This window comes from Maribacter sp. UBA3344, assembly GCF_002362375.1.
GTDB lineage: Bacteria > Bacteroidota > Bacteroidia > Flavobacteriales > Flavobacteriaceae > Maribacter > Maribacter dokdonensis.
In genome coordinates, this window is the sequence record NZ_DERI01000018.1 from 1 (window position 1) to 13766 (window position 13766).

A 13766-nucleotide genomic window follows, 5' to 3' on the forward strand; every position below is an offset into this window, starting at 1 on the left:
TGTAAGGGGCTTTTTTTATACCCTAAAGTGAAAGTAACCGGGGTAATATAAGTATTACCCTATCTTCATACGGACTGTTATACTTCTAGTGCAATTATAAGTAAGTAGTTATACGTGTATCTCTTTGAATGCCTAAGGGCTAGTTCTGCGGTTTCATTTAGGTTTAAAAGATGTAATGAGCCTAATAATGAGTACAGAAAAACATCTATTATTGATATTATGAGCTAATATTTCATGAATTTGGATATTGATAAGTGAAGTGTAGCCAAATAGATAAAAAAAATCCGCAACCTTAACAGTTGCGGATTTGTAGTTTATAGGTAGTTAATAATTATACCCTAGGTAAATCACCTTCACCTTTTAATGGTAAAGCAGTTTCTCCCATTAAATATTTATCTACATTATGTGCAGCTTGTCTACCTTCTGAAATGGCCCAGACAATAAGAGATTGTCCTCTTCTTTGGTCACCAGCTGCAAAAACACCAGGAACATTTGTTTTATAATCATTTTCAGAGGCTTTTATATTGGTTCTTGCATCCATTTCTAAACCTAATTGGTTCGCAACGGTATTTTCAGAGCCGGTAAAGCCTAAAGCTAATAAGGCCAAATCACATTTCCATTCCTTCTCAGTACCTTCAACTTCTTTTAACTGTGGTCGTTGTCCTGGAGTTTTAATCCATTCTACTTCAGAAGTTATTAAGCCTGTAAGGTTACCATCTTGATCACCAATAAATTTTTTGGTGGATATACTAAAGAAACGCTCAGCTCCTTCTTTGTGAGAAGAACTAGTTCTTAAACGCATAGGCCAAAACGGCCAAGGCTGACCTTCGGGTCTTTCTGTAGTGGCCATTGGCATGATCTCGAAATTTGATACTGAAATTGCTCCATGTCTAAAAGATGTTCCAATACAATCTGATCCAGTATCACCACCACCAATAACAATTACATTTTTATTGGTTGCTTTTATTTCTTCTCCAAGTTCTTTGATACCATCTACTCTTCTGTTGTTCTGTCCAAGAAAATCCATGGCTTGAACAACCCCTTTTAAGTCAGACCCTTCAATGGGTAAATTTCTTCTGATAGTAGCCCCACCGGTTAAAACAATAGCATCAAAATTTTGTTTTAATTCATCAGCTTTTATATCTACTCCAATATGTACACCACAATTGAAGTTTATACCTTCAGCTTTCAGAATTTCTAAGCGACGATCTATGACGTTCTTTTCCATCTTAAAATCAGGAATTCCGTAACGTAAAAGTCCACCTGGTTTTTCATCTCGTTCAAAAACAGTTACGTTATGGCCTGCTCTATTCAATTGCTGTGCCGTGGCTAGACCTGCAGGTCCCGATCCAACGATAGCTACTTTTTTGCCGGTTCTGGTAAGTGGCGGTTTAGCAGATATCCAACCTTTCTCAAAGGCAGTTTCTACAATATTTTTTTCAATATTTTCAATACTTACCGGATCTTCATTAATACCCAAAACACATGCCTCTTCGCATGGTGCCGGGCACAATCTACCGGTAAATTCTGGAAAATTATTTGTTGAATGTAATATTGAACTTGCTTTTTCCCATTTACCACGGTATACAGCATCATTAAAATCTGGAATTAAATTACCCAATGGGCAACCACTATGGCAAAATGGTATTCCACAATCCATACAACGCGCACCTTGATTTTTTAATTCATTTTCTGGTAACGGTACTGTAAATTCCTTGTAATTTTTTAAACGTTCCTCAACCGGTTCGTATGCTTCAATTTTTCTGTCGAATTCCAAAAATCCTGTTGTCTTTCCCATGTTCCGATCTTAAATAGTTTGTAAATTTTCTTTTTCTAATCTAATTAGAGCTTGTCTGTATTCTTCAGGTAATACCTTAACGAATTTTGGCAGGTATGATTCCCAATTTTCAAGAATACGCTGAGCTAAAGGACTTGAGGTCGAATTATAATGGCTTTCGATTAAATCTTTAAGCTGCTTAATGTCTGGAGCTTCTGTAACTTCTAACAGGTTTAAACCTTCTAGACTACAACGTTGTTTAAAAGTTTTGTGGTTATCTAAGACATATGCAATACCACCACTCATTCCTGCTCCAAAGTTTCTTCCAACTTCACCAAGAATGACAGCAACACCACCTGTCATATACTCACAACCATGATCTCCTATACCTTCAACAACTGCTTTTGCACCTGAATTACGAACACAGAAACGCTCACCTGCTTTTCCATTAATATATGCTCTACCGGCGGTAGCACCATAAAGTGTTACATTACCGGTAATTACGTTATCTTCTGGTACAATTGTAGACTTTTCAGGTACTTTTATGACTAGTTTAGCACCAGAAAGTCCTTTACCTAGGTAATCATTAGTATTACCATTAACGACCATTGTTAGACCTCTTGTGGCAAATGCCCCGAAGCTTTGACCTGCTGATCCAGTAAAGTTCAAGCGTAATGTATTAATAGGAAGCCCTTCTGCGCCATAAGTTTTAGATATTTCGTTACTTATTATGGCACCTACCGCACGATCCGTATTGCAAATAGGATAGTCTAACGTTAATTTTTCCTTTCTAAATAAAGATGGATTCGCTTTTGCAATAATATCAAACTCTATAGATTTATCTATATCGTGTTTTTGCTTTTCAGTATTATAGAACTTAGTTCCTTTTGGTACATCAACTTGGTGAAGTATCGGTGTTAAATCGATACCAGCTGCTTTATAATGGTCAATTGCTTTTTTACGATCTAGTTTCTGTACCTGGCCTACCATTTCGTTAATAGTCTTGAAGCCTAATTGCGCCATTATTTCACGCAATTCTTGTGCAACAAAATACATGTAGTTAACCACATGTTCTGGCTTACCTTTAAACTTCTTTCTAAGTTCAGGGTTTTGGGTTGCAATACCAACTGGACAAGTGTTTAAATGGCAAACTCTCATCATTATACATCCTGAGGCTACTAAAGGTGCAGTGGCAAAACCGAATTCTTCAGCACCTAAAAGACAAGCTACGGCAACATCTCTACCAGTTTTTAATTGTCCGTCACATTCAAGAACAATTCTATTTCTTAAATCGTTTAATACAAGGGTTTGTTGGGCTTCGGCTATACCCAGTTCCCATGGTAAACCTGCATGCTTTAATGAAGTTAAAGGAGATGCTCCGGTACCTCCGTCAAAACCGGAAACCAAAACTACATCTGCTTTAGCTTTTGAAACACCTGCTGCAACAGTACCTACACCTACTTCTGAAACAAGCTTTACATTTATTCTTGCTTTTCTATTTGCTGATTTTAAATCATATATAAGTTGTGATAAATCTTCAATAGAGTAAATGTCATGATGTGGTGGTGGCGAAATTAGACCAACATAAGGTGTTGAGTTTCTTGTTTTGGCAATTTCAGGATTTACTTTAGGTCCAGGTAATTGACCACCTTCACCTGGCTTGGCCCCTTGTGCCATTTTAATTTGAATTTCTTTGGCATTGGTCAAGTAATTTGAGGTAACTCCAAATCTACCGGAAGCCACTTGCTTAATAGCACTGTTTCTCCAATCACCTGTTGCATTTTTGTAAAATCTATTTTGATCTTCACCACCTTCTCCAGAATTACTTTTTCCGCCAATACGGTTCATTGCAATTGCAAGGTTTTCGTGTGCCTCTTTGCTGATAGATCCGTAAGACATTGCCCCGGTTTTGAACCTTTTGACAATTTCTGTCCAAGGCTCAACTTCTTCTATTGGAATAGGGTCATAGTTAGAGAATTCAAAAAGACCCCTAATGGTCATTAAGTTTTTTGATTGCTCATTAACCATTTTAGAATACTCCTTATACGTATCAGGCTCATTATTACGTACTGATTTTTGAAGCTTGGCAATGGATAGTGGATTGAACATATGCTTTTCTCCATCTCTTCTCCATCTATATTCACCACCAATTTCCAAATCTAAATTGGCATCAATTTGTTTTTTGCTAAAGCTCTTGTGATGACGAAGGGCAATTTCTTTTTCAATTTGATAAAGCCCTATACCTTGAATACGTGTAGGTGTATTTGGGAAATACTTTTCAACTACCTTAGTGTTGATTCCTATACATTCAAATAATTGAGAACCACGGTAAGAGTTAAGGGTAGATATACCAATCTTGTTCATCACCTTTAAAATTCCCTTGCCAATAGCTTTATTGTAATTTTTTATTGCTTCATCAAAAGAGAATTCCGTGATGTCATGCTCTTCTATCTGCTCGGCAATAATTTCATTTACCAAGTAGGGATTTATGGCACTTGCACCAAAACCGAATAATAATGCAAAATGATGTACTTCACGAGGCTCTGCAGATTCAATGATAACACTAAGCTTAGAGCGTTTACCTAATTTTTGTAATCCGCTATTTACAAAAGAACAAGCCAATAGGGCGGGTATGGGCGCCATTTCGTCATTGACATTTCTATCTGATAGGATAATAATATTAGCACCATCATCTACTGCCGCAGAAGCTTGGTCCAATACTGATTGTAAAGCATCTTCTAGTCCGTTGTGCCCTTTTTGTATAGAATATAAAATAGGTATTGAAACCACTTTATAATCTGGACTGACGTCGTAATTTTTAATTTTATCTAAATCTTCTTTAGATATAACTGGATTCTGAATTTTTAGTTTTCTACAGTGATATTCTGAAAATTCAAATATGTTGTGATCGCTACCTAATGTTAAACTAATATCCGTAATCAACTCTTCACGTATACCATCTAACGGAGGGTTGGTAACTTGAGCGAAAAGCTGCTTGAAATAATTGTAAATTAATTGAGGACGTTGAGATAAAACGGCTATTGGAGTATCTGATCCCATTGAACCTATAGGTTCTTTACCAGACTTTGCCATTGGTAAGATAATGGTGTTGATATCTTCTATGGTATAGCCAAATACAGATTTTCTTTTTTCAAGCGTTTCTTCTCCAATAAATAAAGGACAATCATTATATGGTATATCCTTTAAATGTACCAAATTATCATCCAGCCATTTTTTATAAGGGTATTTTTGTGCGATGTTTTCTTTAATTTCTTCATCATTTACAATTCTTCCCTCTTCCATGTTTACCAAGAACATTTTACCCGGTTGTAACCTTCCATGAAAATCTACATTTTCAGGAGTGATATCTACAACACCGGTTTCAGAAGACATTACTACGTAATCATCTTTAGTTACCGTATATCTAGAAGGTCTTAGTCCATTTCTATCCAAAACGGCACCAATGTAGTTACCGTCTGTAAATGGTATTGATGCTGGACCGTCCCAAGGTTCCATCATACAAGAATGATATTCGTAAAATGCCCTTTTAGCTTCTGACATCTCAGGGTTTTTCTCCCAAGCCTCAGGTACTAGAATCATCATGACTTCAGGTAAAGATCTACCGGTCATCAATAATAGCTCAACCACCATATCCATAGTAGCGGAGTCAGATTTTCCTGGTAGAATTATTGGAAGTATGTTTTTGATTTCATCTCCGAACATATCACTTTGTAATAGTTCTTCTCTTGAAAACATACGGGTAACGTTACCTCTTAAGGTGTTTATTTCACCGTTGTGGCACATATATCTAAACGGTTGTGCCAAATCCCAAGTAGGGAAAGTGTTTGTGGAAAAACGCTGGTGTACCAAGGCTAATCTAGTTACTACTCTTGAATCCATTAGGTCTGAGTAGTATAGGCTTATATCTAAAGGCATTAAAAGTCCTTTGAATATAATTATCTTAGTGGATAGACTGGGAACATAAAAGAATTTATTCTCAGATAATTTTGAATTGATTATCGTATGCTCAGTAATCTTTCTGGCAATGAAAAGCTTTAAGTTGAAATCAAAATAATCTTGCTCATTACTTTCTTTTGCAACAAAAATCTGTTTTACAAAAGGTTCTGTTTCAGCAGCTATTCTACCAGGTATTGATCTATTAACGGGAACATCTCTCCATCCTAATAATTTTAAGCCTTGTTTTTTTATATTTTCTTCAAAAACTGAAATACAGAAATTACGTTGGTTTTCTTTTCTAGGGAAGAAAATATTACCAACTGCATATTCACCTGCTTCTGGCAGATCAAAACTACATACAGCCTGAAAAAAATCATGAGGAATATCAACTAATATTCCTGCTCCATCTCCTGTTTTACCGTCGGCACTAACAGCACCTCTATGCTCTAAACGTTCAAGTATTTCCAACGCTTTATGTATAATGTCGTTGGATTTTTTTCCTTTAAGGCTGCATATAAAACCAGCCCCACAGTTATCATGTTCAAATTCCGGTAAATATAATCCTTGCTTCTTCAGTGTCATAATTTGTGGTATTTCTTCAAAAATATCAATTTAATTGAATTATATTCAATGATTGGAATAAATTCAAATATTAAATTCAACGAAACAAATAAAAGCTTAAAAAATCTATAATTACATATTTTTAAAACCTTCAATTTATCATATTGATAAATTTAAGTTAATAATATGAAAATACAGAGGTGAAGAAGGGGTTAAGTGAGGGTTTGTGCAACTTTCTAACAATTACATCTAACTTTATTGAGAGGGTAACAAAGTGATTGTCTTATTTGTGAAACATCACCCCTATATAAAAAGGGGGTGATGTTTAAAAATGTTGTTTTTTATTTTAGAATACTTCTGGAAATTACAATTTTTTGTATTTCAGAAGTTCCTTCGTAAATCTGCGTAATCTTAGCATCTCTCATTAAACGCTCTACATGGTAATCTTTAACAAAACCGTTGCCACCGTGAATTTGCACAGCTTCAACTGTAGTTTCCATGGCAACTTTAGAAGCGTATAGCTTTGCCATGGCACCAGACAAATCATAATCCTTTCCATTATCTTTATCTAAAGCGGATTGATAAACCAATAATCTTGCTGCCTGAATTTCGGTATGCATATCTGCTAGTTTAAATGCTATGGCTTGGTGATTGCTTATCTCGGTACCAAACGCTTTACGTTCTTTAGAGTATTTTAAGGCTAGTTCATATGCCCCAGCTGCAATACCGAGCGCTTGGGCGGCAATTCCTATGCGGCCACCTGCAAGGGTTTTCATTGCGAATTTGAAGCCAAAACCATCTTCTCCAATTCTATTTTCTTTGGGTACCTTTACATCGTTAAATATTAAGGAATGTGTATCGCTACCTCTAATGCCTAATTTGTTTTCTTTGGGGCCTATTTCAAAACCAGGGGTGCCTTTTTCTATGATCAAGGCATTTATACCTCTGTGTTTTTTGTCCTTATCGGTTTGTGCAATAACTAAATAGGTACTGGCAGTACTGCCATTTGTAATCCAGTTTTTGGTGCCATTAACAATATAATGGTCTCCCATGTCAATTGCGGTTGTTTTTTGTGAGGTGGCATCGCTGCCGGCCTCAGGCTCGGAAAGACAAAAAGCGCCTATTTGTTCTCCTGTGGATAATTTGGTAAGATATTTTTCTTTTTGTTCTTCGGTTCCAAATTTTTCAAGTCCCCAACAAACCAACGAGTTGTTTACTGACATTACTACTGATGCAGAAGCGTCTATTTTGGAAATTTCTTCCATTGCCAATACATATGATAAGGTGTCCAGTCCGCTACCACCATATTTAGGGTCTACCATCATACCTAGAAACCCAAGTTCACCTAATTTTTTAATTTCCTCTTTCGGAAATCTTTGAGCATCGTCTCTTTCAATTACCTCTGCTAAAAGTTCAGTTTGTGCGAAATCTCGTGCCGCTTGCTGTATAAGTTTTTGTTCTTCATTTAATGAAAAATCCATCTAATATGTATAAAAGTTATCTTCTCAAAGATAAAGATATAGAAGTTAAATATTAAACTTTAGAGATGTGTAATGTTTGATTTTTGAAAACCAAATTGCTAGGTTAGGATTGAAAGATGATATTTAACATTTTGTTAAGCGTTAAAATAGTGATGCCGTACATGCGTATTATTTGATAATAGTTTGGTTTAAGTATTTGGATGTCAGATATCTTCGGTATTATTGTGAAATCATTAGGAATTCACAGACTATTTTGAATATATTTGGATGATTTATTTTTTTGTATTTAGAACCTATATTTGACACCTTATCAATAGATATTAAAAAAACCAACGAACATGGAAACCATAATTATTATTGTTTTTTTGGCAGGATATCTTGCCATCACATTAGAGCACAATCTTAAAATAGATAAACTTATTCCTGCATTGGCCATGATGGCTATTCTGTGGGCTTTAATAGCACTTGGAATTGATGGCTATGAAAACTGGTTCGATTCTGTTCAGCAAGGTTTGGTTTCTGGTTTCTCTGATTTAGGGCATTTGGATAAAATGCATATTATGGAAGAATCTCTTTTGCATCACCTTGGAAAGACTGCAGAGATTCTGTTCTTCTTGTTAGGGGCAATGACCATTGTTGAAATCATTGATTATTTTGATGGTTTTGCTACCATTAAAGGTTTTATAAAAACTAAAAAGAAAAGTAAGCTATTGTGGTTGTTCTCAATATTGGCATTTATTTTATCTGCTATTATAGATAACCTTACCGCAACTATTGTTTTGATCACAATTTTGCAAAAAGTAATAAAGGATCGCGAAACAAAATTATGGTTTGCGGGTATGATCGTGATTACTGCTAATGCCGGTGGGGCCTGGTCTCCTATTGGAGATGTTACAACGACCATGTTGTGGATCGCAAACAAGGTGAGTGCAGGTCAATTGGTAATACATGTATTATTGCCTTCATTGGTGTGTATGCTAGTTCCTGTTTTAATAGCTGGAAGATTTAAGATTTTTAAAGGTTTAATAGATGGTGATCTAGATGGTGAGATTTCAAAATCTAAATATGGAGGTACAATGTTGTACTTAGGTTTAGGTGCCATTTTGTTCGTTCCAATATTTAAGACAGTAACACACCTTCCTCCTTACGTTGGTATGATGTTGTCTTTGGCGGTTGTGGCAACTTTTGCTGAGATTTACAGTAACAAAAAATTCAACATTTCTAGTGTTGAAGGAGAAGATGACGATAATGCAGGGCACCATAGTCCTGTTCACCATTCACTATCCAAAATAGAATTACCTAGTATATTATTCTTCCTGGGTATTCTATTGGCAGTAGCGGCAATGGAGTCTTTAGGGATTTTATTTAATGCTGCAGGTGCATTGAACGAGGCAATTCCTAATACCGATATCGTAGTTATGTTATTTGGTGTAGGTTCTGCGGTAATTGACAACGTTCCCTTAGTTGCTGCAAGTATGGGTATGTTCAGTGAGCCGTTAGATAGTCCGTTATGGCATTTTATAGCTTATTCGGCCGGTACAGGTGGAAGTATGTTGATAATTGGTTCTGCGGCAGGTGTAGTTGCTATGGGTATGGAAAAGATTGATTTCTTCTGGTATCTGAAAAAAATTGCCTGGTTGGCTTTAATCGGTTTTGTTAGTGGTGCGATCGTATTTATATTATTGAGAGATTTTGTTCTACACGGATAATTTAATTCGCAATTCATCGTTATAAAGGCAAATTCAATATATAAAGAATACTATGTTATTATTTCAGGATTTGGCTCAAGATGCGAGCGAAGAATTATTATCTGAAGAGAAAACTCTATCGGTTATCGATTTAATATTTAACGGAGGAACGGGAAGTGTAATAATAATTACCGTATTGTTCATAATGTTAGGGGTGGCTCTGTATATCTATTTTGAACGTTTACTTGCAGTAAATGCGGCTTCAAAAATAGATAAGAATTTCATGAATCAAATTCGTGATTACGTTACTTCAGGTAAATTAGATGCGGCTAAAATTTTATGTGCACAGACAGATTCGCCTGTGGCAAGGTTAACTGAAAAAGGTGTTTCCCGAATTGGCAAGCCATTAGATGATATCAATACTGCTATAGAAAATGCCGGTACCTTAGAGGTGTATAAATTAGAAAAGAACGTAAGTATATTGGCTACTGTTGCCGGTGCGGCTCCCATGATCGGATTTTTGGGTACTGTTATTGGTATGATTCTTGCTTTTCATGAGATGGCAAGTAGTGGTGGTCAAGCGGAGATGGGTTCATTGGCGTCTGGTATTTATACAGCGATGACAACAACCGTAGCTGGATTAATTGTTGGTATTATAGCCTATGTTGGTTACAACCATTTGGTGAATAGAACCGATAAAGTGGTGCATAAAATGGAGGCTAATGCCGTTGAATTTTTAGACTTATTAAACGAACCTCTTTAATTTTTTATTATGAAATTAAAAGGAAGAAATAAGGTCAGTCCAGACTTTAGCATGTCTTCAATGACAGATATTGTATTCTTGTTATTGGTGTTTTTTATGCTAACGGCGAATTCTCCTAATGCCTTAGACTTATTATTGCCTAAAGCAAAAGGGAAGTCTACCAATACGCAAAATGTTTCTGTAAGCATAGACAAGAATCTTCAATATTTTGTTAATGACGAAAGAATTAATGGAGAATATATTGAGATAGAATTGAAAAAGGCGCTTGCAGGGCAGGATAGCCCTACAATTATACTTAGAGCCGAAGAAAGCGTAGCAATTAAAGAGGCGGTAAACGTAATGGATATTGCCAATAGAAATAATTACAAGGTAATTTTGGCGGTTCGCCCAAATTAAATGGCATTTTTAGATACTAAACATAAAAAGAAATCACTGACACTTACAACATTGTTGCTAAGTGCATTATTATTGGTTTTATTTTACATAGGTCTAACATATATGGACCCACCTGAGGAAAACGGAATATCTGTCAACTTTGGTACTACTCAGTTTGGTAGCGGAAGAATTCAGCCTAAGGAAAAAATTCAATCTGAACCTGTGGACACTCCTCCTTTAGAGCCTACAAAGCAAGAGGTTGCAGAGGCAATTGAGAATCCTGTTGAAGAAGTGGAAGAAGTTTCGGCGGAGAAAGAGTCGCCTGCAGAAAAGTTGTTAACACAGGAAAATGAGGAAGCTGTTAAAATAAATCAAGCCAAAGAAGCCAAAAGAAAGGCGGATGAAGCCGCGGCTGACGCTAAACGGAAAGCAGAAGCGGCGGAGAATAAGAAAAAAGCGGAGGCTGCCAGAATTGCACAGCAGAAGAAAGAAGCTGATGAGCGCGCACGGAAAGAGCAGGAGGCAAAGAAAAAAGCATTGGACGAGATGATGGGTGGTCTTAATAAGTCTGATGGAACGGCTACTGGAAGTGAAGGAGATGATGATAGGGCTGGTGATAAAGGTCAACCGGACGGAGATCCCTACGCAACTAGCTATTATGGAGGTCCGGGCAGTGGAAGCGGAACAGGTGGATATGGACTAAATGGTAGGTCTTTAGTGAATAAAGGAAAAGTTGCACAAGAATGTAACCAATCTGGTAGAGTTGTGGTGAGAATTACTGTAGATCGCAATGGAAAAGTTATCAGTGCTGAACCAGGAGTAAAGGGTACGACCAATAATGATCCATGTTTGCTGGAACCAGCTAGAAAAACCGCTTTTATGCACAAGTGGAACTTAGATAGTAATGCGCCTAGTAAACAAACTGGTTTTGTTGTAGTTAATTTCAAGCTGGGAGAGTGACCTATAAAGAGACTTTGGATTGGATGTTTGCTCAACTTCCAATGTATCAGAATAAGGGTAAAGTAGCCTTTAATTCAAAACTAGATGGTATAACCTTGTTTGCGTCCCATTTAGGAAATCCTCATACTAATTTTAAAAGTATTCATGTAGCAGGTACCAACGGTAAAGGTTCCAGTAGTCACTTATTGGCTTCGGTTTTGCAGGAGGCAGGCTATAAGGTAGGATTGTATACTTCACCTCATTTAAAAGATTTTAGAGAGCGTATTCGTATCAACGGTAAAAAAATCAACAAAGATTGGGTAGTTGATTTCATTGAGAACAATTCAACTTTTTTTGAACAGCGTAAACTTTCATTCTTTGAAATGACCGTTGGTATGGCATTCTCATATTTTGATAAGGAAAGTGTGGATATTGCCATTATTGAAGTTGGCTTAGGTGGGCGTTTGGATTCTACTAATATTATTCATCCAGAAGTAAGTTTAATTACAAATATAGGTCTGGATCATACCGATATTCTTGGAGATACTATACCTGAAATAGCTAGAGAAAAAGCAGGAATTATAAAACCCAATACTCCTGTTGTGGTTAGTGAGTTTAATGAGGAAACCGCTCCAATTTTCAAGGAAGTAGCGAATAAAATGAATTCTAAGATTTTATTTGCAGATAGTGGTAATTACAATAGAGATTACGAAATAGGTCTTCTAGGGTCTTATCAGAAACGAAATATTAAAGGTGTTTTGGGAACATTGAACCTGTTAAAAGGTTTTGAGATTCGTGAAGAGGATAAAGTTCATGGTTTCAAGAATGTGGTCAAAAATACGGGCTTAATGGGACGCTGGCAGAAAATTGGTGATCAACCTACTATTATTTGTGATACTGCTCATAATAAAGGTGGACTATCTTATGTATTGGAACAATTAAAAAACCAAGAGTTTGATACCCTACATATTGTTATTGGTGTAGTAAAGGATAAGAATATTACTGATATTTTACCTCTATTTCCTAAAAATGCGGTCTATTATTTCTGCAAACCAAAAATTTTTAGGGGGTTGGATGAAAATATTTTGGCGAGGCAATTTTATGACCTGAATTTTAAAGGTGATGTATATAAGTCTGTGAATAAGGCATTTAAAACAGCGAAAAAACAGGCTAAAAAATCTGATTTAATTTATGTGGGCGGTAGTAACTTTGTTGTAGCAGAAGTTCTTTAATTTTTTATTGATTTTTCTTTTGAGAATTGTAAAAGTATTATATATTTGCACACCCTTAACAAGGGCTCTTAGCTCAGTTGGTTCAGAGCACCTGCCTTACAAGCAGGGGGTCACTGGTTCGAATCCAGTAGGGCCCACATAGTAAAAGGCTTTCATGAAAATGAAAGCCTTTTTTCGTTTTTAATATTTAGGTCTTTATTCCTGTATTTAGTCAGAAAAAATGAAGTACGCTAATTAGGTGATCTTAGTGATCTTCTAGATACTTTTTATCTTCTATCATTTTTTAAATCATAATTACTTTAATTCTGTTGAACAGAAGGTACTGTTAAGAAGGTGTTTTATATTCATGCTTGTCAATTTGCTATTTTTGGCTTTTATAAATATGAATATCATAACAGATAAATGTTAAATTTTTTAAATATTGAAATTCACGCTCTGTTTTATCTTAATAGCAAGGTTATTCATATTGATAAATGTTCAACATGTATCTCAATTGCCCATAAAGACTACTATTTTAGGGGTAATGTCATTTTGATAAAGATTCTCAATAATTTTATTGATTACGTAATTTATTAATGAAAATTAGTAGTTAGTGACAAAAAAAAGGTCGATAAATTTTCAAAGTAATTTTTTTTAACAAGATAATAACATATATTTGGTAAACCAGTTTGACGAACCAATTTGGTAAACCAATTAAATGAAAACTAATAATCATCTTATTAATTAAAAAAAAGTGAAATGAGACTATAGAAAAAAGCATAAAAAAAGGACGGGTGCTCGCCCATCCTTTTTATGAAAAAAATTACTCCAAATCGATAGGGAAGTAACAAACATGTAAGTATTGCTATTTACACATTTTATGTAAAAATAAGAATTATCCTTGATTCTTATGTGAAATGTGTGTTATAGTAAATTAATGATTATGATGCGGTGGCTAATATCGCATTTTAAGTAGATCAAAAAGAGGGCTTGGCCCAATTCAATAGAACTAAC

Annotated in this window: 8 protein-coding genes and 1 tRNA gene; 6 read left to right on the forward strand and 3 right to left on the reverse strand. The window is 35.6% G+C overall.

Features of this window, described 5'->3' with window-relative positions; translation table 11 throughout:
* Positions 1 to 331: 331 nt before the first annotated feature.
* From B2Z27_RS12535 to B2Z27_RS12545, 3 genes are all read right to left on the reverse strand, one after another.
* A complete protein-coding gene (locus B2Z27_RS12535; RefSeq protein ID WP_286813911.1) occupies positions 332 to 1798 on the reverse strand; it encodes a glutamate synthase subunit beta in 1467 nt (488 codons plus the stop codon).
* A gap of 9 nt (positions 1799 to 1807) precedes the next feature.
* On the reverse strand, positions 1808 to 6316 hold the full coding sequence (gene gltB / locus B2Z27_RS12540) for a glutamate synthase large subunit (RefSeq protein ID WP_099193420.1): 4509 nt from the start codon (positions 6314 to 6316) through the stop codon (positions 1808 to 1810).
* 320 nt (positions 6317 to 6636) lie between these two features.
* Positions 6637 to 7776, reverse strand: coding sequence for an acyl-CoA dehydrogenase (locus B2Z27_RS12545; protein ID WP_286813912.1), 1140 nt, complete (start codon positions 7774 to 7776; stop codon positions 6637 to 6639).
* A 338-nt stretch (positions 7777 to 8114) separates the two neighbouring features.
* On the opposite strand from B2Z27_RS12545, the gene nhaD reads away from it, so the two are divergent.
* From nhaD to B2Z27_RS12575, 6 genes are all read left to right on the forward strand, one after another.
* Positions 8115 to 9485: a sodium:proton antiporter NhaD gene (nhaD, locus tag B2Z27_RS12550; protein WP_058105259.1), complete on the forward strand. Its 1371-nt coding sequence runs from the start codon at positions 8115 to 8117 to the stop codon at positions 9483 to 9485.
* Positions 9486 to 9537: 52 nt separating this feature from the next.
* Complete coding sequence (locus tag B2Z27_RS12555; protein WP_058105260.1) at positions 9538 to 10227, forward strand: MotA/TolQ/ExbB proton channel family protein; 690 nt, start codon at positions 9538 to 9540, stop codon at positions 10225 to 10227.
* 9 nt (positions 10228 to 10236) lie between these two features.
* Positions 10237 to 10623 (forward strand): ExbD/TolR family protein, encoded by a 387-nt coding sequence (locus B2Z27_RS12560; protein WP_027068115.1) that lies wholly within the window; start codon positions 10237 to 10239, stop codon positions 10621 to 10623.
* On the forward strand, positions 10624 to 11562 hold the full coding sequence (locus B2Z27_RS12565; RefSeq protein ID WP_286813913.1) for an energy transducer TonB: 939 nt from the start codon (positions 10624 to 10626) through the stop codon (positions 11560 to 11562).
* On the forward strand, positions 11559 to 12773 hold the full coding sequence (locus B2Z27_RS12570) for a bifunctional folylpolyglutamate synthase/dihydrofolate synthase (protein WP_286813914.1): 1215 nt from the start codon (positions 11559 to 11561) through the stop codon (positions 12771 to 12773). The genes B2Z27_RS12565 and B2Z27_RS12570 overlap by 4 nt, the downstream gene beginning before the upstream one ends.
* 62 nt (positions 12774 to 12835) lie before the next feature.
* A tRNA-Val gene (locus B2Z27_RS12575) sits at positions 12836 to 12910 on the forward strand.
* The last annotated feature ends 856 nt before the right edge of the window (positions 12911 to 13766 follow it).